Genomic DNA, 20529 nt, shown 5'->3' with positions numbered 1-20529 from the left:
CGACGGGTTCGGGAGGAGGCCGCTGGGAACAGGACCAGCCCCACAGGCTGGCACCTCGCCCGGCGGCCCACCTCACGTACGCGCTCGCACCGTAGTACCGTGTAGTACATGGAGACGACCGCTCGCGAGTTCAATCAGAATGCTTCGAAGATCCTCGCCGCCGCCGAGCGCGGCGAGCGGATCACCGTGACCAAGAACGGGCGCCCGGTCGCCATACTGTCGCCCGTCACGGATGAGGCGGTCCCGCCGTATCCCACGGATCCGATGGGGGACGTCGGCATCCCCGTGTTCCACAGTGGTTCGCCGATCGACTGGTCGGCCGGGCGTGGGGATTACCTGGAGGGGTTCGGCGAGTGACCGTACTGATCGCCGACACGTCGGGTCTGTACTCGCTCTTCGACGCGGACGCACCCGAACACGGGGCCTGCCACAAGGCCGTGGCCACCGCGTCCCACCTTGTGGTGACACCGCTGGTGCTCGCGGAACTCGACTACTTGCTGAGTACGCGCGTCGGGCCCGAGGCCGCCCAGACGGCGCTCGCCCACATCCGCGACTGTGTCGCGGTACGCCGCTACGCGGTCCCGGAAATCGAACCGCACCTGTCCACCGCGCTGGTCACCATGCACCGGTACCCACAGATCGGGCTCACGGACACGATGAACGTGGTGATGGCGGCCCAATACCACACGGACGCAATCCTCACACTGGACCGCCGCCACTTCCGCATGCTCCGCCCGCTGACGGGTCACCCCGCCTTCCGGCTGCTCCCGGACGATCTCTGACTTGTCCGCACCGCTGTCGGCGTCTCTCCTGGTCGGACGAGGACCAGGAGAGACGCCGCCCGTGCGCTCAGGCAGTGTCCCGGCTCTCCCAGCGGCCCCGGAACCACGCCAGGGTCTCGGCGAGCAGTTCGCGGTTGCGGTCCTTCTCCAGCAGTGACAGACGGAAGTTGGGGCGCAGCTCCAGCTTGCCCTCCGGGATGTCGACGCCCTCCAATTCGTTGAGGCGGGCGAGGAGTTCGGCGCGCAGTGCCCGGTCGGTGAACGGTTCGCGTGCGGCCAGGTACTGGAACACCACCTCTGCCGTGCCGCCCCGCCCGCCGCCCGGGTAGAGCGTCAGCGGCCAGATGCCGCGGCCGGGCGCGCCCGCCTCCCCGAGCATGAGGAACGCGCTCGTCATGACCTGGCCCGCCCCGTGCCCGATCCAGCCGCCGAGCTTCTCCCAGTGGGCGAAGAGCGCGCGTACCGCCTCGACCGTCTCGGGGGAGTCGTCCGCCGCGAGCTGGCGGAAGAACCGGTCGGCGCGCGTCTCCTCGCCCTGGCTGCCGCCCGGCGTCCGCTGTGCGGTGTCCTCGCCCTCAGTCCGGTCGTCGTCCTCAGTGACCAGCAGAGCGAGGTCGTCGGCGGTGAGACGCTGGACCGGATCGGCGGATCCGGCCACCGTGAACCGGATGCCGTCGGCGGTCAGCCGGGAACGGACGTCGCCGCCCTCGTCCCCGGATGTCCAGCGGAATCCCTCGGAGACCCTGCCCTCGGAGGTGAGCACCCGGTACGCGTTGCCCACCCCCGGTGTTCCCGCCAGGTGGTTGCCCACGGCCTGGGCTCCGGAGCCGAGGAACGCGGCGAGATCCCCGTACGACGTCCACGTGCCGTGGGGGAGTGCCGCGAGCACTTGGTGCGCCAGGTGCCAGTCCCGGCTGCGCTCCGCGCGGCCGACTCCGCGCAGCGGGGCCGGCCACAACGCGACCGCACGGTCGGCGAGTTCGTCGGCGCGGGCGAGGATTTCCTTTGCGCCCCACCGTTCGGTGGCGGCGATGCGGCGGTTCATCTCCAGGTGGCTGCCTTGGAGCAGGCCCTGTTTGCGCTCGAAGGGGTGGTTCGACAGCTCCGAGTTGACCGCGGTGAGCGTCAGGTTGCCGAGGGTGTGCTGCAACCGGGAGTGCAGGTCCTCCGCGCGCTCTCCGTCGGCCACATCCTCGCCCAGCATCCGGAGCCACTCGTCGCCGGGCGACTGCGGCATGACGTGCTCGATGGTGAGCTGCGCGGCGGCGAAGTCCACCGGCTCCGGATGTTCGTAGCTCTCCTCCAGCCGCTGTAGCACCATCTTGCGCTGCTGTGGCCGTCCGAACTGGTAGAAGGGTGCCTTCTGGATCTTCTCGCGGAGCTCGTCGTCGGCGGGCCAGAAACGGTTGTCGGCGGAGAGCAACTGGTGCAGTCCGTCGGCGACGGGCACGTCGAGCGGAAGCTGCCCGGGCACGGCCTGGAAGATCCTGTTGAGGTTGTTGGGCGGCACTCGGCAGATCATCCGGCGCACCAGGAAGCTCTCGATGTACGACATCGCGCGGGCCGTGTCCGAGGAGTCGAGGGCCCTTCGCTCGCGCCGGTCGAGCAGCAGCATCAGCGCGGGATAGGTGACTTGGGCCTGCCAGGCGTCCAAGCGGCGCAGATGGGCGCGGACCGATGTGTCCGACTCCTCCTCGGGGTGCAGCAGGCGGCGGAAGAGAGCGGCACTGCGGTGCAACTCCCTGATGTAGGCCTCGATCTCCTCCTCGCTCGCTTTGCCGCGCTCGAAGCGCTGCTGCTGAGCCGCGTAGAGGTCCTGGCGGCGTACCCGGTCGTCGCCGTCGAGGACCAACTGCAGCCACATGAGCTGTTCCAGCTCTTCGTTGCTCAGGCTGTCCTGCAGCGGCAGCCAGTAGGTCTCGTACACATGCTCACCGCGGGTGGGCAGCTTCATGAACAGGTAGTTGCGCAGCAGGTCCGCCTGGCTGAGCTTGAGCCCGGTGTTGTTCAGGGACTCGAAGATGCGGTGCACGTTGTCGCCGCGCTCGGCGGTCACCGCCACCAGCGTCAGCCGCGAGGTGATGGCCTGCTCGATGCGGAACACGTCCTGCGGGGCGGCAGGATCGGCCGCCTCGACCAGCTTGCGGCGAAAGAAGGTGTAGGCCGCTGCGACACCGCCGCCGGCGGCCTGTTCCGTGAGCGGGCCGCGGATGTGCGCGGCGAACTGCGGCCGGTCCGCCTGGGTCGGCAGCAGCCGGAAATGGTCGCTGCCGTTCTTCCGCTTGTTGATCAGGTATTCCTCGCCGATACGCTCGGCCTCGTCGGGCTGGGCGTCCCTGATGTGATCGCGGATCGCGGCCAGGGCGAGGGAGAGCGTCGTCAGCCTCTGCTGGCCGTCGACGACGAGCCAACGCGGGAACGTCGCCTCGTTCTGCGGCGACGGCGCGAGCACGACGGACCCCAGAAAATGCGTGTTCGCCTTCTCGCCGCGCTCGATCAGCTCGGCCTGCTCCAGGATGTCGCTCCACAGCTGTCCGAGCTGCTTCTCCGTCCAGGAGTACGTCCGCTGATAGAGCGGCACCTGGAACTGCTGGGCCCTCCCCTGCACGAGATCGGCGAACAGCGTCTCCTTCGCCTGCATCGTGGTCCCCCCCTTGGCAGTTGATGCGGTCGTGGCACGTGGGAACGACGATAGGGCCTCGCCTCCCACTGACAGTCACGGAAATGCTTCAGCGCTTGTCCAGCACGCGCACCACAGTGCGTAAGCGCCGTGCTGATGCCGGAAAGCCAGCACGAGGCGCTCTGGCTGCTCGCCGAGGGCCTCGACCCGACGACATCTACTGCGCGTGGCCCGTCGTGCGGCTGGGGCCGTCTGCAGGCTCAAGCAAGGCCGTTGCGCGGGTCAGACACCTCCCCCACCTTCACGCAGCCGCCGCCCAGTGCGAGACAGGCGCAATGTGACGCCTTCTCAGCGCCAGGAGGCCTGGAGTAGCTGATCTTGTGTGACAGGAGTTTCACGGACGCGTCCCGGTTGGGTACCGCCCGGCGGCTGGCCGAAATCCGACGGCTAGCCTGACCGGGCTCGAGACGTCCGAGGGGGCGTCGGCGACATCCGGGCGACAACGGGGAAACGGGGAACAGGCATGGATCGACGTGACGGGCACGCGGTGTCACGCAGGCAGGCGCTCAGGCTGGCCGGTACAGGGCTCGGGCTGGCCGTACTGGGGGCAGGGGCATGGGGGTGCAGCCCCGAGGGGGAAACAGGCGGGTCGGGCGGTGGCGCAACTGCCGCCGGGGACAAGGGCGGTGACGGGTTCGCCACCCCGTCCCCGGGTGCCGCGCCCAAGCCGCTGTGGCGGCAGGAGACAGGGAACGACAACCTGGCCGGGATCCACGCGCTCGCGGTCGTCGGGGACACGGTCGTGGTGTCGGGTGACCCGTTGGTGGGGCGTGACGTCGTCAGCGGTAAGGAGAAGTGGTCACGGCCGGGCGTCACCATTCCCGGTGCCAAGCTGATCACCGGCGGTGGGACGCTCTATCTCGCCAGTGCCGAGTATGACGGCGACGTGGTGGGGCTCGATCCGGCCACGGGGAAGGAGACCTGGCGCAGCCGCCTGGGCGAGGAGTACGAGCAGCCGCGCCCCATCGCGGCCGACGACCGGCACGTCTACGTCCTCGCCGGGATCCTGGAGGAGGACCTCTCGTCGCCGACCAACGTGATCGCCGCGATCGACACCACCTCCGGCAAGATCGCCTGGCGTGAGCAGCGTGACAAGGGGACCGAGGAGTTCGGCATCACCGCCGCGGTCGTCGGCGGGCGGCTCGCGTACACCGATTTCCGGAAGAACGTGACCGTCCGCGACACGACGACGGGCCGGCAGCTCTGGACGAAGAAGATCGGCAGGTCCAACTACTACCGCTTCGCCGTGCACGAGGACCTGATGATCGTGCCGGACGGGCAGCGGCTGCGGGCGTTCGCGTTGGCCGCGGGCACGGAGCGTTGGTCGCTGGCGAATGAGAAGGCCACCTGGTTCAACGATCCGCAGGTACTGGACGGGGTGCTCTACGCTTCCGACAGCGCGTACAGCATGTGGGCGGTGGACGCCGGTACGGGCAAGGAGATCTGGCACAACGAGGATCTGGTGGGCTCGGCCGCGGAGGCGTGGCAGTACGCCAAGGTGGGCGGCACGCTGTACGGCGCGACCGAGCACGACAAGAACGGCGGCGTGCACGCCTTTGACACGGCGACCGGGAAGCTGCGCTGGACGTACAACGACAGCACCGGTGAGATCGAGAAGTGGTACGTGGTCGCGGCGGGCAAGCGGCTGGCTGTGATGCACGACAAGCGGCTGTACGCGCTGCCGGCCGTCTGAGCCGACGGGCAGCGGACAGCGTGGCGGCGGCGGGAATCTGACCTGCGGTCCCGTCACGTCCTGGACCGATGGGGAGGCTGCCGATGGGCAACACTCCGGCCGGTGAGCGGAGGCTTCGAGGAACTCCACCCGAGAGTGCCACCGCCGCTGCGACCGTGCCGAGGTTCGGTTCGCATCTCGGTCCGCTGCCCCCACCGGCTCCTCGATGACGAGTCCACCGTCGCCGCCCGCTGGAGCCAGCGCCGCCGCCTCGACGGCAAGATCCGCGGCCACCGAGCGCCTCGGCCGTTGCAGACCTGGCCGTCACCCAGTACTCCCGTTCGAAAGTGGTACGCCGCCCACCGTTGCGCGACACGGGATGACCGTCCATTATCAGGAATCCTGTTAGTTTAAAGTTGCAGCGTTGCAGCGATGGGCGGACCAGACCATGCCATTCAGTCCCGGAATCCAGGCCAGAGGTATCCAGCTGCTGCTCGGCGGCATGATGTCCCGCGTGCACAAGGACCTGCGCTTCACCGACATCCCGAAGCGCACCGAATCCCTCCAGGTGGAGACCGGCGCCGGACCGGTGACGTGCACCGTCTATCGCCCGCCGGCCACCACCGACTCCACCGACGCCCTCGCCCCCGTGTACGTCAACTTCCACGGCGGCGGCTTCGTCGTCGCCCGTCCCGAGCAGGACGACCACATCTGCCGCTACATAGCCGCCACGGCCGGCTGCGTCGTGATCAACGTGGACTACGCCGTCGCCCCGCAGCGGCGGTTCCCCGCCCCCGTCACCCAGGCGTACGACGTCACCGCGTGGGTCGCCGAGAACGGCCCCGCCAACGGCTGGGACGGCTCGCGACTCGCCGTGGGCGGACACAGCGCCGGGGCCAGCCTGACCGCCGCGGTCTGCCGCACCGCCCGCGACCGCGGCACCTTCACGCCCCGGCTCCAGATCATCGACTCCGCTCCGCTCAACCAGGTCGCCGACCCCGCCACCAAGCATTCCCCGATCGCCAAGCCGCTGCTGACCCCTCACCTCATGCGGGTCTTCACCGCCGCCTACGTCCCGGACTCCGCCGACCGCGCCCATCCCCTCGTCTCGCCCGGGCTGGCCGACGACCTCGCCGGACTGCCGCCCGCCCTGGTCATCACCGCGGAGAACGATCGCCTGCGCGACGAGGGCGACGCCTACGCCAAGGCCCTGGACGCCGCGGGCGTCCCGGTCACCCACCGTGTCTTCGAGGGCGTCGACCACTACTTCACGCACACCGGCCCGGTACCGGCAGGGAAGGAAGCCATAGAGCTGATGGCCGCCACCCTGCGGACCGCACTCAGCACCTGACAGCGCCAGGATTGTCCGGGCCTTGCCGGCGTGGCAGCGATCTCCGTGGGTGGGGAAAGCGACAGGCCGCGCGGGAGGAACTGGGCCGGGGGCCGTCGTCGAGTAGGAGGGCGTTTCCGCGGTCCCTGTTCCAGGGCCCGAAACAGCCGCCGGGGCAGCGCGCCGGAGCTCGCTGCCAAGGTGGGTGGGTGGCGGCCCTGTACAGGGTGTTGAAGGCGAACATGCCCAGCCCGCGTTCTGGACGCGGAGTTGCGGGACCGAGTACTGAGCACAAGGGGTGCGCGGACTGCAAGGTCTACAAACTCATTCCCTGATGAGGGACGTCATGCGAACGTGAGGAGGTCGTCGAGCGGGGCACGGCCGCCCGGTCCGGTCGGGGACGTCGCCGACGCGGGCCCCGGCGGAGTGCCTCGCTCGCGCACCCGTTCTCGCTACCTCAGCCCGATCGCCGCGCAGTCCGCCGCGTACTGCGGGGTGCAGATGTCCTTGACGGTGTAGACGCCGTCATGGATCACCGTTTCCTTGATGTTGTCCTTCGTGACGGCGACCACCGGGACCAGGTTGGACCGGATGCCCTTCTCCGTCGGGCTGTCGACGGAGGCGGGGGTCAGCGCGTCGAACTCGATCGAGTGGCCCTGGACCTTGGCCACGGCCAGCTCCGCGGCGTTGTCCGCCTCCAGCAGGAACGGCTTGTACACGGTCATGTACTGCTCGCCGGAGACGATCCGCTGCAGCGCGGCCAGATCGGCGTCCTGCCCGGTCACCGGTGGGATCTTGCTCGCTCCCGCCTTCTTCAGCGCGTCGATGACGGCGCCTGCCATCCCGTCGTTCGCCGAGTAGACGGCGGCTATGTTGTCGAGCCCGACGGCCTGGATCGCCTTCGCCATGTTCGTCTTGGCGACCGACGGCAGCCATTCCTTCGTGTAGTACTCCTTGGCGATGATGACGTTGCCGTCCAACTCGCTGTGCGCGCCTGTCTTGAACAGCTCTGTGTTCGGGTCGGCGGGCGAGCCGTTCATCATGACGATCTTGCTGGTCTTGGACTCGTCGCCGAGTGCCCCGACGATGGCGCGGCCCTGCACCTGGCCGACGAGCTCGTTGTCGTGCGAGACGTACGCGTCGATCGGTCCCTGAGCGAGCCGGTCGTAGGCGATGACAGGGATGCCCGCGTCCTTGGCCTTCTGGACGTCGGACGAGATGGCCTTGGCGTCGACCGCGTCCACCAGGATCACGTCCACCTTGGCGTCGATCATCTCGTCGAACTGCCGGCTCTGCTTGGCCGCGCTCGCGCCGGCGTTGGCGTAGCGGACCGTGCCCTTCTTCTTGGTGAGGGAGGCAACCCGTTCCTTGATGAGGGGGTAGTCGAACTTCTCGAAGCGTCTCGTCTCCTTGTCGGGCAGGAGAAGACCCACCGTGATGTCGTCGCCTTTGCTCGGGCTCACAGAGCTGTCGCTCCCGGCGATGCCCTCGATGGCGCCGCACGCGGTGAGCAACAGGGCCGACGTGGAGACGGCCACGACCAGGGGAAAACGACGCGCGGTGGAGTGGAGGATGGGTGCAGCGTTCACTACAGGTGCCTTCCGGGGCTAGAGAGCAGCCTGGCGACCAGGTGGTGAAAGCCAACGCGTAGGCGCGTTCAGCGTCAAGGGTTCCAGGCGACGAGATCGCAACAGCAATCACAACGAGCCGCTCGACGACGGTGCTGTTGCCCAACTCCTCGGCCATCAGCGCGAGTACGTCGTCCCGCTCATGAGGGTGGATCCGGTCGAGGCGGGTTCCGCGCGGGAGCGTGCGAAGAGCTGGGCTACGACGCCCGGGTGGATGGCGATGCGTCCGGTACGGCGATGCGGCTTCCACGTCCTGCGCCATACGTACGGCTCGGTGATGCCCGAAGCGGGTGAGTCGATCGTGTCGGCCGTGCGAGTCGTTCGAAGCAGCTGACCGCTGAGGCAGCGGTTCCCCGCAGCCCTGGGAGGGCGGCATGTCCCTGGCCTCCTCCCGATCGGGACGCCTGACGCCGCCGGTCGAGTCACCTTCTTCGTGAGGACACGGGGCGGCTCCCCGTCCCCCACCGACATGGCAACGCCCCATACAGCGACACGGTCTTCGTCGAGGGCCACTCCACTGGCGGCGGCAACTGGCGGGCCTGCCTGGTGCGCGCGGCCGCCGAGGCCTACTGCGAGGACGGCGACGAGGACTTCGACGCCGAGTTCCCGCTCCCGGGGGCGGCCGCGCGCGCCGCGGCCGCCCGGGCGCGAGAGGCGGGACTCACCCCCGACCCGGCCGGCCTCGTCGAGGTCTTCGCCGTGGAGGACACCGATTTCGCGGAGGGGCCGGTCTTCCGGCTCCTTGAGCGGCTGGGAGTCTGACGGGCCCGTCGCCGGACGCGCCGATGCTTATCCGGCTCCACGGTGTCCGTCAACGGCCCCGGTGAGCTCCATCGACGGCGTTCACTCGTTGCTCGGCCGGTACGAGTAGTGGTCCAGGAACATCTCCACCCCGTGTGCGATCAGCCGGCCGGTCAGGTCGGGGTTGATCTCCGTGCCGTACGTGCTGAAGACCAGGTGCGGGAAGAGCAGCAGTGAGTAGAGCTGGATGATGGCCACCTCGATGTCGGGGATCGTGAGGCGGCCCTTGGCCACGAGGTGTTCCAGGGCGCCGGCCATGGCCGGGTGGTGGCCTCCGGGGGCCTGGTGCTGCCAGGCGGCGCCCAGGTCGGGGAAGCGGTGCAGTTCGCGGGCGACCAGGTTGCGCATGGCCAGGACGTCGGGGTTCTCGCGGACTTCCTTGACCCAGGCCTGGGCCGCCTCGGTGAGGGCCTTGCGCAGGTCGTCCGCCTCGGCGAGCTGATCGATGGCGGGGGCCAGGGTGCCGCTGAGCGGGGCGTCCAGTGCGTCGGCGACGACGGCGGTGAACAGGGCTTCCTTGCTGCCGAAGTGGTTGTAGACGGTCACCTTGGACACGCCCGCCTGCGCGGCGATCAGGTCCATGCCGGCCGAGAAGCCCTCCTTGAGGAACGTCTCCCGTGCGGCCGCGATGATCGCCGCTCGCTTCTGCTCGGCCCGCGCTCCGGAAGGGGGGCGCTTGGCGTCGGCTGCCTCGTGCTTCATGGCCGTATCCTATCGCCAACTGAACTGAACAGTTGAGTTCAGTTCTCATGAACTGTACCGTTCAGTTCATGAGTGCTTCTCCTGATTCGCACGCCCACGCCCACGCCCATGCCCATGCCCATGCCCACGCCGCCGGCCTGCCGGCCCGGCATCCACACCGCTGGCGGCTGCTGGCCCTGCTCTGCCTCGCCCAGTTCATGCTGATCGCGGACGTGACCGTCATCAACGTCGCCCTGCCGACCATCGGCGAGGACCTCGATCTCGACGGCTCGGGACTCACCTGGGTCGTCACCGCGTACACCCTGTTCTTCGGCAGCCTGCTGCTGCTCGGCGGGCGGCTCGCGGACGCGGTCGGCAAGCTGCGGGCCTTCCTCGCCGGGCTGACCGTCTTCACCGCCGCGTCCATAGCGTCCGGGCTCGCGGCGGGCGGCGGGATGCTCATCGCCGCCCGTTCGGCACAGGGTGTCGGCGCGGCCCTGATGTCACCGGCCGCGATGGCCCTCGTCACGGCCCTGTTCCACGGGCCCGACCGGAACAAGGCCCTCGGCGTCTGGGCCGCGATCGGCGGCGCCGGATCCGCCGTGGGAGTGCTGCTCGGCGGGGTGTTCGTGTCCGGGCCCGGCTGGGAGTGGGTGTTCTTCATCAACGTGCCGGTGGGACTGGTCGCGCTCGTCGGCGTGCCGGCGCTGCTCGGCAACTCCCGTGAGCTGGTGGCTCCTTCCGGTGGGGGCGGCTCGCTCGACCTTCCGGGGGCGCTCACCCTCACGGCCGCACCCGGCCTGCTCATCTACGGGCTGGTCCAGGCCCGCGACGACGGCTTCGACGCGCCTGGCGCCTGGCTGCCCCTGCTCGGTGCCCTGCTGTCGGCGGTCGCCTTCGTGGTGGTCGAGCGCCGGGTGCGCGAACCGCTCGTACGGCTTGCGATCTTCGCGCGGCGCTCGCTGGTCGGCGGGAGCGTGGTCATGCTGGCCGCCTCCGGACTGCTCATCGCGAGCTTCTTCCTCAGCTCGTTCTACGTCCAGCACGTCCTGGGATTCAGCGCGTTGAAGACGGGGCTGGTCTTCCTGCCGGTCGCCGTCGCCATCACGATCGGGGCGCACGCGGCCTCACACCTCGTGACACGGCTGGGCTGGCGCCCCGTGGGCGTGGTCGCCTTCGCGCTGACCGCGGTGGGCGCCGCGCTGCTGACCCGCCTGGACGCGGACAGCGGCGTGTGGACGGAGCTCGTCCCTGGGTTCGTGCTGCTGTCGCTCGCCCTCGGGACCGCCTTCGTCTGCGCCACCACCGCCGCGATGAACGGGCTGCCGCACGAGGACATGGGTCTGGCCTCCGGCCTGGTGAGCACCTCGCACGAGCTCGGCGCGGCGCTCGGTGTCGCCGTGATCTCGACCATCGCCGGGGCGAGCCTGGAGGGCGGTGGCGCAGGTGCAGGCGCGGGTGCGGTGGCAGGAACGGGCGGCTTCGACAATGCCTTCACCGCGTGCGCGATCATCGCCGCGGTGGTCGCCGCCCTGGGTGCGCTGCTGTTGCCTGCGGGGCGGCCGGACCCGTCGCAAGGGCCGGTCATGGCCCACTGACCGGCAGGGAATCGGTGCCTTCAGGGGGAGGGGGAGCAGCGCGTCACGCCGCCAGGGCGTCCAGGACGGGCCCGGCCGCCAGGCCGAGCCCGACTGAGACCGCCGCGGCGGCGTACGCCACGACGCGAGCCGTCCGGTCCCCCTCGACCGCCGCCGACGACGAGCCACCGCCCCGCGAGACCGCGGGCACGATCCACCGCAGGTAGTAGAAGAGAGAAGCCACGGTGTTCGCGGCGGCCAGCGCGGCGAGCCAGGCGTAGCCGCCGTCGAACACGGCACTGAAGGCTTCGAGTTTGCCGAGGAAGACGGCGGTGGGCGGAGTGCCGACCAAGCCCAGGAGACAGACGACCAGGCTCGCGGCGAGCAGCGGACGTTCCCGGGCCAGTCCTCGATAGTCGTCCAGTGTCTGCGCACGCGGCAGCGCGCAGACGATGGCGAAGGCGCCGAGGTTCGTGACCGTGTACGCCGCGAGGTAGTACAGCAGCGCCTGCTGGGCGAGGTCCGAGCGTCCGGCGACGGCCACCGGCATGAGCAGGTACCCCACCTGGCTGATCGTCGAGTAGGCGAGCAGCCGCTTGACGTCCTGCTGGAAGAACGCGCCGAGATTGCCGAGCGTCATGGACGCGGCCGCGAGGACCGAGACGAGCGCGGCCCACGGCAGCGTGCTGTCCGCGAAGACCGCCTCGCCGAGGCGGAAGAGCGCGGCGAGTGCCCCGATCTTCGGGATGGTGGTGAGGAGCGCCGCCACCGGAGGGCTACTGCCCTGCACGGCGTCGGGCACCCAGAAGTGCGCGGGCACGCCGCCCGCCTTGAACAGGACACCCGCCAGCAGCCCGATCGCCCCGGTCGCCAGCAGCGCCTCGGGCGCGTCGCGGAAGGCCTCCCCGAGCATCGGGTAACCGGTGCCGCGCCCCGCCGCGTACAGGACGGTGATCCCGGTCAGCAGGAGTACGCCGAGCAGGGCGCCGATCACGTAGAACTTCAGGGCGGCTTCGGTGCCCGGCCCGTCCTTGCGGAACCCGGCGAGGGTGTAGGCGGGGATGCTGGCCAGCAGGTAGGCGGCGGCGAGGAGGAGCAGGTCCTGCGCTCCGGCCATCATCAGCGCGCCCAGCGCGGCCAGTTGGAGCAGAACGTAGAACTCGCTCTCCCGCGGGTCCCCGCGCAGGGGGCCGAAGGAGACGGCGAGGACGAGGAGCGTGCCGGCGAGGACCACGATCCGGGAGGTGCTGGTGACCGGGTCGACGGTGAAGGCCTCGCCGAAGGCGGTCGTGGCGGGCTCGGCGGCGGCCACCGAGGCGGCCACGATCCCGGCCACGCAGGCGAGCACCGCCAGCAGACCGACGGCCCACTGCCGGGCGCGCGGCAGCCAGGAGCCGAGTAGCAGACCGAGCACGGCGGACGCGGCGAGCAGGACCTCGGGGAGGAGGTCGAGCGGGTTCTCGTTCATCTCGGTCATCGGGCGAGCAGCTCCAGGACGGACCGGGAGGCCGGCTCGATGACGTCGAGCAGGAAGCGTGGTGCCACGCCGAGGACGACGGCCAGGACGAGCAGGGGTACGACGGCCAGGGCCTCGTGCGCGCGGATGTCGGGGAACACCCGGGGCGTGCCCGGCGCGTCGGGCAGCCGCAGCGGCCCCGTGAAGATCTGCCGCAGCGCGCGCAGGAACAGCCCGGCCGTGAGGAGGATGCCGAGCACCGAGAGCGCCGTGGCCACGGGGCGTGGTCCGAGGCTGCCGGTGAAGATCTGGAACTCGGCGATGAAGCCGGAGAAGCCGGGCAGCCCGAGGGAGGCGAAGGCCGCGACGCCGGTCAGGGCGGCGAAGGCCGGGGCCGCGGCGGCGAGTCCGGAGTAGGCGCCCATGTCGTACGTCCGTCCGCGCTCGTACAGCACCCCGGCGAGCAGGAACAGCGCGCCGGTGAGAAGTCCGTGGCTGACCATCTGCGTCACCGCTCCGGTGACGGCGAGCGAGCGGGCCTGCTCGGAGCTGTCCGCCGTGGCCGCCGCGGCGCCGACCGCGAGGACGACGTACCCCATGTGGTTCACGGAGGTGTAGGCGACCATCCGCTTGAAGTCGGTCTGGGCGAGAGCGACCAGGGCGCCGTGGAGGATCGAGATGACGCCGATGACGACCAGGACGATCGCGTAGCGCCGCCAGGCCTCCGGGAGCATGGGCATGGCGATGCGGACGAAGCCGTACGTGCCCATCTTCAGCAGCACCCCGGCGAGGATGGCCGAGCCGGCGGCGGGTGCCTCGACGTGGGCCGGCGGCAGCCACGTGTGGAAGGGCACCGTCGGGGTCTTCACCGCCAGGCCGACCACGACGGCGAGGAGCACGAACGCGCCGTAGACGGAGCGCCCGGCGAGCGGGTTCTGCTCGGTCAGCTCGACCATGTCGAAGGTGTGCGGCGACGCGGCCAGGTACAGGCCGATGAAGCCGAGCAGCAGGGCGAGTGAACCGACGAAGGTGTAGAGGAAGAACTTCAGCGCGGCCCGGGCCGCCTGCCGGTGGCCCCAGCCCGCGATGACGAAGTACATCGCCACGATGGACAGGTCGAAGAAGACGAAGAACAGGATCAGGTCGAGGGCCGCGAACAGGCCCAGGCAGGTGGTCTGGAGGAAGAGGAACAGCGCGGCGAACTCGCGGATGCGGCGGTTCTCGCGCAGGGAGTACAGCGCGCAGGCCAGGAAGAGGAGGCAGGTGAGGGCGAGCAGCGGCAGGGAGAGCCCGTCGACGCCGACGTGGTAGCCGACGCCGGCGCTCGGGATCCAGCGGGCGCGCTCCTCGTACTGCATGCCGCCGCCCGTGTCGTACCCGGCCCACAGGGCGACGACCAGCGCGAGCTCGGCGGCGGACACCGCCACCCAGACGGCGCGGAACACCGCCGGTGTCGTACGGCGGGGGAGTGCGAACAGCAGCAGGGCGACGGCCGTGGGCGCGAAGACGAGGGCGGTCAGCAAGCGGGTCACCTCACGAGGACGAGCACGACGGCGAGGACGGTGAAGGCGGCGACGGCCTGGGCGAGGTACTGGTGCAGCTGGCCGGTCTGCGGGCGGCGGGACCAGCGGCCGAGCGCGCGGGTACCGGCGGCGAGGGCGGTGACCGTGCCGTCGAGGGCACGCTCCACGACGCCGTCCGTCCAGCGGGCGCAGCGCAGGGCGGCCGCGGCCGAACCGTCGACGGCACGGTCGACGACCCGGTCGTCGACCGCGGCGGCCAGGTGCGCGAGCCGCATCACGGGGGCGACCAGGAGGGTGTGCGCGGCGCGTTCCAGGTGCAGCCAGTCCGCGAAGAGCGACTTCGCGGGCGGGCGCGTTCCCCAGGTCCAGGCGGCCGCGGCCGCGAGCAGAGCCAGACCCCCGGAGACGGCCAGTTCCCAGGCGTGCGGGGTGGATTGGCCGGAGGCCACGAGGACACGATCGACACTGTCACGCAGGGGCGGGAAGGCCAGCGGTGTCAACGCGACGCAGGCGAGGGCCAGCAGGACCAAGGGCGGCACGGCCCCGCCCGGGATACGGCGGGCGTCGGGCCGGGGCACCGCGCGCTGCCAGACGTACCAGAGGGCCTTGGTGCTGTATACCGCCGAGACGAGCGCGGCGGCCAGCCCGACGGCGTACAGCCAGGGGCTGTGCTCCAGGGCTCCCGCCAGCAGCACGTCCTTGGCGGCCCACAGCGAGAGCGGGGGGAGTCCGGCCAGGGTGAGCGCGGCCACGGTGAAGGCCGCGCCGACCGTCCGGCTGTGGCGGGCGGCGCCGAGCAGCTCGGGGAGCCGCTGCGTGCCCAGCGCGGTCAGCCAGGCACCCGCGGCGAGGAAGAGGAGGCTCTTCGCCGCCGCGTGGGCGATGAGTTGGAGCGTGCCGCCGGAGGTCGCGTCGGTACCGGCGGCCAGCACCATGAAGCCGATCTGGGCACAACTCGACGCGGCCAGCAGCTGCTTGAGGTCGGTCTGTGCCACGGCGACGAGCCCCAGGCCGAGCGCGGTGGCGGCGCCCGTCCACGCGACGACGTCGTCACCCCAGCCGGAGGCGTCCAGCAGCGGTCCGGTGCGCAGCAGCAGATACGCCCCCGCGACGACCATCGTCGCCGAGTGCAGCAGCGCCGAGACCGGGCTCGGGCCCTGCATGGCCTTCGACAGCCAGAAACTGAAGGGGAGTTGGGCGGACTTGCCCAAGGCGGCGACGACGAGACCGGCGGTGACGAAGGACAGCCACGGGTCGTCGGCGCGCGCGAGGCCGTCGAGCGAGAGGGCCAGGTCCTGGCCGCTCGCGAGCGCCGCGCCCGCCGCCAGATAGAGGCCGAGGTCCGCGGTACGGGTGGTGAGGAACGCGGTGTCGGCCGCGCTCGTCCGCTCCGGGTCACGCCACCAGTAGCCGATCAGCGCCCATGACGTGGCGCCCATCACCTCCCAGCCCATGAGCAGGACCGGGAGGGTCGCGGCGGTCACCGTGGCGAGCATGCTCCCGGCGAACAGCAGCATCAGCCCGAAGAAGCGGGCCCGGGCCTCGCCGGCGCCGAACTCCGCCGCGCTGAAGAGGAGTACGGCCAGGGTGACGGCGGTGACCGTGATCACCAGTACCCCCGACAGACCGTCCACCGCGAACCGCATCGGCAGTCCGTCGAGGAACGGCGCCCGCACGGCCGGATGCCGGAAGGCCGCGGCGATCGCGAGCCCCAGGGCGGCGGCCGTCACGGCGAGAGCCACGGCCGGCGCGGCGCGATCGGCCCGGCGCCCCGCCACGAGCAGCAGCACACCGGTGCCGAGCGGCAGGGCGACCAGCGCCCACAGCAGGGCGCTCACTCCTTCAACTCCGCGGCCATGTCGGTCATGTCGACCTCCCGCGAGCGGAACAGGGCGGTGACGACGGCGAACCCGACCGCCATCTCCAGGGCCATCGCCGTGACGGCGAGGACGATCAGCACCTGCCCGTCGGCCGCCGCCGGAGCGACGTAGTGCCAGACGGCCCCGGCGCCCAGGATGACCCCGCCCAGCATCAGTTCGAGGCCCATCATCAGCATCACGATCGACTGCTGGGTGAGGGCTCCGAACAGCCCGACGCAGAACAGCGCGGCGGCGAGCAGGAGGAACAGTTCCAGGCTCACCGGCCGACACCGCCTCGTACGGGATCGTCCGCGCGCCGCGCCCGCAGATCGTCGCCGAGCCGGTCGTACCGTCCCCGCCGGGTGGCCAGCACCACGGTGGCGACGATCGTCGCGAACAGGGCCATGCCCAGCGTCATCATGGTCAGCATCTGCGGGCCCATGAGGGACATGCCGAGGTCCATGGTGGGATCGGCGGGAGCCTTTCCGCGCCGGGCGGGCCAGGGAGCGAACAGGATCCCGGCGGCGAGGAGGAGGAAAACAAGGCCGCAGACGACGGCCGCGCCCTTCTTGTTGTGCATCATCGTCATCGGCATCAGCCCGGCCGGATTCATCATGTACATCACCATGAAGACCGCCATGATGGCCATCTCGATCGTCATCATCAGCACGATGACGATGCCCAGGTAGTCCAGCCCCAGCAGCACCACCAGACCGCCCACGCACAGCAGCGAGGCCAGCAGGGAGAAGGTCGCCCGGGCCATGGAGTCGAAGCGGAACACCATCACGCCGCTGACGACCGCGACGACGGCCAGCACCCAGAACACCGCGACATCCATTTACGTACGACACCTCGCTCTCGTCATCGGCTTCGTCGGCTTCGTCGGCTTCATCGGGTTCATCGGGTTCATCGGGTTCATTGGGTTCATTGGGTTCATTGGGGTGGTCATCGGGGTCATCGGTTCAGGACCACGACGGCCACGACCAGCGCCTGCACGATGGCCAGTGGGGTCAGCACGACCCAGGTCAGCTCCAGATAGCGGTCCATGCGCAGGGTCGGGACCCTGCGGCGGGCCCAGAGCAGGAAGGCCAGTACGGCTGCCGTCTTGAGCACGGTCCACAGCCAGCCGGGCAGCAGCGGCCCGTGCCCGCCGCCCAGGAAGAGCGGCACGCTGAACGCCGCCGCAACGACCAGCAGGAGCCAGCGGCCACCGAGGAAGAGCACCCGGTCCGCACCGGACAGTTCGGAAGCCGCGCCGCCCGCGAGGTCATGACCGGCGGGCTGGTCGAACGGCCCCCAGAACGCCATCGCCATCGCACTCAGCAGATAGATCCCGAAAGCCACCGGCATCCACACCGCGAACCACAACCCGGCCTGGGCGTCGACGACTTCGCCCACCCGCAGCGACTCCGCGCCCAGCGCCGCCGTGGTGATCGCGAGCATGTGCGGCAGCTCGTACGCCAGCCCCTGGGCCAGGAACCGGTACCCGCCGATGAGTGAGAGCGCCGAGTTCGGCCCCCAGCCCGCCAGCCACACCGCCGCCCACGCCAACGCCTCCATCGCGTTGAACCAGACGATCCCCTCCGGCAGATCGCTCACCGACCGGAAGCCGAGCGGCAGGACGACGGCGGCCAGGACCGCCGCGACGGGAAGGAGACCCGCTCCGATCCGGGCCAGCGGTACGTCGGACGCCCGGGTCCGCCGCGGCTGCTGCACGAGCTGCCGCAGCACCTCGCGGCCGGGCCCCGTCGCGCGGACGGCCGCCTCACGCAGGGACCCCGGCCGCCCGTTCCGCGCCCCGGCCGCGAGTACGGCGTCGAGGCCCGCCGTCACCAGAGCGACCGCGACGAGCAGCGCGGGCAGGACGAAGACCGCCCACAGCGGGGTGCGTTCAGCCATGGGCCGCCCCCGCCGCCGGAACGTACGCCAACTCGTCGAGGTCCGGGTCCAGGCTCGCGACGATGATCCGCGCGGCCGCGAACTCGGTGCCTTCCAGGAGAGTGGGCAGCGCGTTGAGGAGCGGTCGAGAGGGCGGTCGAGTCGACGTGTCGATACGCCCACGCGGGCCGACGACTTCCGCTTGGTCCACGGTGCTGGTGTCGTCGCAGGCGGTCGCATTCCGCCCGACCGCGTCGAGCCACACGAGCATCCGGGTGTACGCGTCCCCGTCCGCGAGCAGGGCGGGACCGGTGATCCCGAGATGCGCCGCGTGCTTGGCAGACAGCGGTCCGAGTCCGGCGGTCATCCATCGCAGGGCCCGCGAGCGCTCGGCCCGGCGGATCAAGGGGCGGGTGAGAGCGGTGAGTTCGGCGGCGTCCGCCCCTGCCAGTGCGCTGTCCCGTACGCGCCGGGCACGGGCGGCCATGTCTGCCCACCCCGCCACGGCGAAGAACCTGCCCAGACTGTCCAGATGCGCCGCGCACAGCCGCCGCGCCGCCTCGCCGTGGGTCACCCGCTCGCCCGCGACGGCACGGAGCCAGGGCTCGCTCCAGAAGGGGGGATGTGGGGGTGTGGGAGCCGTCGACTCCGTTGACTCCGCTGATTCGACGCCGATCTTTTGGACGACATCGCCCTGCAGTGTCAGGCGCAGGACCAGCCCCGCGGGCCAGTCGACGAGGCCGGGACCGAGCGGCACGTGCAGCTGGTCGAGCCTCAGCCCGTCCCTGTCGTCGGCGCGATCCGCCATGGGCAGGCCGGCGATGAGGCCGCCCATGTCGTGGCCTGCGTGGCCGTGGTGGGCACCGCCCATGTCGTGGCCTGCGTGAGCGTGATGAGCGCTGTGCATGTCGTGACCGGCGTGCGATTCGTGGCTGTCGGGGCCGTGGTGTTCGGCGTGTGTCTCGTGTTCGTCGTGTTCGTCGTGTTCGTCGTGTTCGTCGTGTCCGGCGTGGGTGTCGTGGCCGCCGTGGCTTTCGTGCCCGCCGTGCGGCCCATGAGCCTCGTGCCCGCCGTGGGCATCGTGGTCTTCGTGCCCGCTGTCTTCGCTGTGCCCGTCGTGCCTATCGTGCCCGTCTTGCCCGTCGTGCGCCTCATGGCCTTCGTGCTCGCTGTGCGCCTCGTGAGCCTTGTGGCTTTCGTGCCCGCCGTGTGCCTCGTGCCCGTTGTCTTCGCTGTGCCCTTCGTGCCGGTCGGCCGTCACGTGGCCTTCGTGCCCTCTGCCTTCGCCGTGCTCTTCGTGCTCGCTGTGCGCCTCGTGCGCCTCGTGACCTTCGTACCCGCCATGCGCATCGTGCCCTTCATGCCCGCCGCCCTCGTGCCCTTCGTGGTGCGCGTGCCCGTCGTGCCCGCCGTGGCCTTCCCGGCCCCCATGTCGCTCACCCGCGTCGCTCTCGCGCGCCTCGGCCTCACCACGCCCGTCGCCGTCGCTGTCGGCAGCGGACATGCCCCCTCCGTGAGCGCCGGGCCCCCGGTGGCCCTCACCCAAGTGGTCCTCGTGTCCCTCCCGGGGAGTTCTCCCGTCCCGTAGCGCGGCCAGCCCGTCATCGAGGACTCTGGAGACCTGTTCGGCGTCGGTGAGCAGCACCCGGGCCTTGGGCGCCGGCATGGAGCGCCACAGGTTCATGACCCAGTCCTGGTCCCCCGCACGGTCGGTGCCCAGGACCACCAGGAGATCCGCCTCCGCGGGCGTGCTCACACACGGCCATCCCCGGCGCCCCAGTTCCCCTTCCACGGCGAGCCGTTCGCGCGTGGCTCCGGGAGAGACCGCGAGCAGAACTCCCGGACGGGACAGGGCCGTTCTCGCGAGTCTGCGTCTCAGCTCCATCGGAACGCCCCTTCCCGCCAGGCGTAACCGACGCCCGCCAGCAGGATGCCGAGGAAGAGGAACATCTCGACGACCGCGGTCGTACCCACCGCAGAGACGACCTTCGTCCACGGGTACATGAAGAGCATCTCCATGTCGAAGGCCAGGAAGACCATCGTGATCGGATACCAGCGGACGTGGAACCGGGACAGCGCGTGTTCCTGAGGTTCCAGTCCTCCGCTGAACGGCCCGGTGTGCAGCGGCTCCCGGACCGCCCGTACGGCGACGGAGAGAGCGTGGAGCAGTATGACGGCTCCGGAAACCAGCACCAGGAGGGCCAGAACCGGCTCCCAGTCCGATGTCTGCACGGGTCCCCTTCCACGGATCGGCCTCCACGGCTGCCACGCGAGGGAGCATGGCAGTCCGTGGACGGTTACGGCATCAGCCAAAAGTCGCGCGCCGCGCGGCTCACTTGAAGGACCGCAGCCGCAGGCTGTTGGTCACCACGAACACCGACGAGAAGGCCATCGTCGCCCCCGCGATCATCGGGTTGAGCATGCCGAAGGCGGCGAGTGGCAGGGCTGCGACGTTGTAGCCGAAGGCCCAGAACAGGTTGCCCTTGATGGTGGCCAGGGTCCGGCGGGACAGGCGGATGGCGTCGGCGGCCACGCGCAGGTCACCGCGTACGAGGGTCAGGTCACCGGCCTCGATGGCCGCGTCCGTGCCGGTGCCCATGGCCAGGCCCAGGTCGGCGGTGGCCAGTGCGGCCGCGTCGTTGACGCCGTCGCCGACCATGGC

General features: G+C 70.6%; 18 protein-coding genes and 1 pseudogene. 7 read left to right on the top strand and 12 right to left on the bottom strand.

Translation table 11 applies throughout. The annotated features are described in order from the left end of the window. Window positions 1–108 precede the first annotated feature (108 nt). A complete protein-coding gene (locus AC5P09_RS47950; protein WP_493879980.1) occupies window positions 109–357 on the top strand; it encodes a type II toxin-antitoxin system Phd/YefM family antitoxin in 249 nt (82 codons plus the stop codon). Then, window positions 354–782 carry a PIN domain-containing protein gene (locus AC5P09_RS47945; RefSeq protein ID WP_493879979.1) on the top strand — a complete coding sequence of 143 codons (429 nt, stop codon included), beginning with the start codon at window positions 354–356 and terminating at the stop codon, window positions 780–782. Before AC5P09_RS47950 ends, AC5P09_RS47945 begins: the two co-directional genes overlap by 4 nt. Window positions 783–849: 67 nt before the next feature. Here AC5P09_RS47945 and AC5P09_RS47940 read toward each other — a convergent pair whose 3' ends face one another. After that, complete coding sequence (locus AC5P09_RS47940; RefSeq protein WP_493879978.1) at window positions 850–3423, bottom strand: GmrSD restriction endonuclease domain-containing protein; 2574 nt, start codon at window positions 3421–3423, stop codon at window positions 850–852. A gap of 502 nt (window positions 3424–3925) precedes the next feature. Here AC5P09_RS47940 and AC5P09_RS47935 point away from each other — a divergent pair. Further along, on the top strand, window positions 3926–5155 hold the full coding sequence (locus AC5P09_RS47935; protein WP_493879977.1) for an outer membrane protein assembly factor BamB family protein: 1230 nt from the start codon (window positions 3926–3928) through the stop codon (window positions 5153–5155). A 427-nt stretch (window positions 5156–5582) separates the two neighbouring features. Then, window positions 5583–6485, top strand: coding sequence for an alpha/beta hydrolase (locus AC5P09_RS47930; RefSeq protein ID WP_493879976.1), 903 nt, complete (start codon window positions 5583–5585; stop codon window positions 6483–6485). A gap of 431 nt (window positions 6486–6916) precedes the next feature. Here the strand turns inward: AC5P09_RS47930 and AC5P09_RS47925 are convergent, their stop codons facing one another. Beyond that, complete coding sequence (locus AC5P09_RS47925) at window positions 6917–8053, bottom strand: sugar ABC transporter substrate-binding protein (protein WP_493879975.1); 1137 nt, start codon at window positions 8051–8053, stop codon at window positions 6917–6919. A 585-nt stretch (window positions 8054–8638) separates the two neighbouring features. Between AC5P09_RS47925 and AC5P09_RS47920 the strand changes: the two genes are divergently transcribed. After that, a complete protein-coding gene (locus AC5P09_RS47920) occupies window positions 8639–8854 on the top strand; it encodes a hypothetical protein (RefSeq protein WP_493879974.1) in 216 nt (71 codons plus the stop codon). 81 nt (window positions 8855–8935) lie between these two features. Here the strand turns inward: AC5P09_RS47920 and AC5P09_RS47915 are convergent, their stop codons facing one another. After that, window positions 8936–9595, bottom strand: a complete 660-nt coding sequence (locus tag AC5P09_RS47915; RefSeq protein WP_493879973.1) for a TetR/AcrR family transcriptional regulator — start codon at window positions 9593–9595, stop codon at window positions 8936–8938. 68 nt (window positions 9596–9663) lie between these two features. Here AC5P09_RS47915 and AC5P09_RS47910 point away from each other — a divergent pair, with 68 nt between their 5' ends. After that, a complete protein-coding gene (locus tag AC5P09_RS47910; protein ID WP_493879972.1) occupies window positions 9664–11172 on the top strand; it encodes an MFS transporter in 1509 nt (502 codons plus the stop codon). Window positions 11173–11215: 43 nt separating this feature from the next. Here AC5P09_RS47910 and AC5P09_RS47905 read toward each other — a convergent pair whose 3' ends face one another. From AC5P09_RS47905 to AC5P09_RS47875, 7 genes are all read right to left on the bottom strand, one after another. Beyond that, complete coding sequence (locus tag AC5P09_RS47905) at window positions 11216–12628, bottom strand: NADH-quinone oxidoreductase subunit N (protein ID WP_493879971.1); 1413 nt, start codon at window positions 12626–12628, stop codon at window positions 11216–11218. After that, on the bottom strand, window positions 12625–14130 hold the full coding sequence (locus tag AC5P09_RS47900) for a complex I subunit 4 family protein (protein ID WP_493879970.1): 1506 nt from the start codon (window positions 14128–14130) through the stop codon (window positions 12625–12627). The genes AC5P09_RS47905 and AC5P09_RS47900 overlap by 4 nt, the downstream gene beginning before the upstream one ends. 5 nt (window positions 14131–14135) lie before the next feature. Next, entirely contained in the window at window positions 14136–15968 is a 1833-nt protein-coding gene (locus AC5P09_RS47895; protein WP_493879969.1) for an NADH-quinone oxidoreductase subunit 5 family protein, read from the bottom strand. Next, a complete protein-coding gene (locus AC5P09_RS47890) occupies window positions 15965–16270 on the bottom strand; it encodes an NADH-quinone oxidoreductase subunit NuoK (RefSeq protein ID WP_266440361.1) in 306 nt (101 codons plus the stop codon). Before AC5P09_RS47890 ends, AC5P09_RS47895 begins: the two co-directional genes overlap by 4 nt. After that, entirely contained in the window at window positions 16267–16827 is a 561-nt protein-coding gene (locus AC5P09_RS47885; protein ID WP_493879968.1) for an NADH-quinone oxidoreductase subunit J, read from the bottom strand. The genes AC5P09_RS47890 and AC5P09_RS47885 overlap by 4 nt, the downstream gene beginning before the upstream one ends. A 116-nt stretch (window positions 16828–16943) precedes the next feature. Beyond that, entirely contained in the window at window positions 16944–17888 is a 945-nt protein-coding gene (locus AC5P09_RS47880) for an NADH-quinone oxidoreductase subunit H (protein WP_493879967.1), read from the bottom strand. Then, window positions 17881–18738: a hypothetical protein gene (locus tag AC5P09_RS47875; protein ID WP_493879966.1), complete on the bottom strand. Its 858-nt coding sequence runs from the start codon at window positions 18736–18738 to the stop codon at window positions 17881–17883. Before AC5P09_RS47875 ends, AC5P09_RS47880 begins: the two co-directional genes overlap by 8 nt. Between AC5P09_RS47875 and AC5P09_RS47870 the strand changes: the two genes are divergently transcribed. Beyond that, window positions 18715–19455, top strand: a complete 741-nt coding sequence (locus AC5P09_RS47870) for a hypothetical protein (protein WP_493879965.1) — start codon at window positions 18715–18717, stop codon at window positions 19453–19455. The two genes, AC5P09_RS47875 and AC5P09_RS47870, sit on opposite strands and share 24 nt — an antisense overlap. 287 nt (window positions 19456–19742) lie before the next feature. On the opposite strand, the gene AC5P09_RS47865 is transcribed toward AC5P09_RS47870, so the two are convergent. Both AC5P09_RS47865 and AC5P09_RS47860 read right to left on the bottom strand, forming a co-directional pair. Continuing rightward, window positions 19743–20099 carry an NADH-quinone oxidoreductase subunit A gene (locus tag AC5P09_RS47865; RefSeq protein WP_493879964.1) on the bottom strand — a complete coding sequence of 119 codons (357 nt, stop codon included), beginning with the start codon at window positions 20097–20099 and terminating at the stop codon, window positions 19743–19745. 100 nt (window positions 20100–20199) lie between these two features. After that, window positions 20200–20529: pseudogene (locus AC5P09_RS47860) on the bottom strand (heavy metal translocating P-type ATPase); the annotation flags it as partial.

Source organism: Streptomyces sp. a15, assembly GCF_059026085.1.
This window is presented reverse-complemented; position numbering and strand designations above follow the sequence as displayed.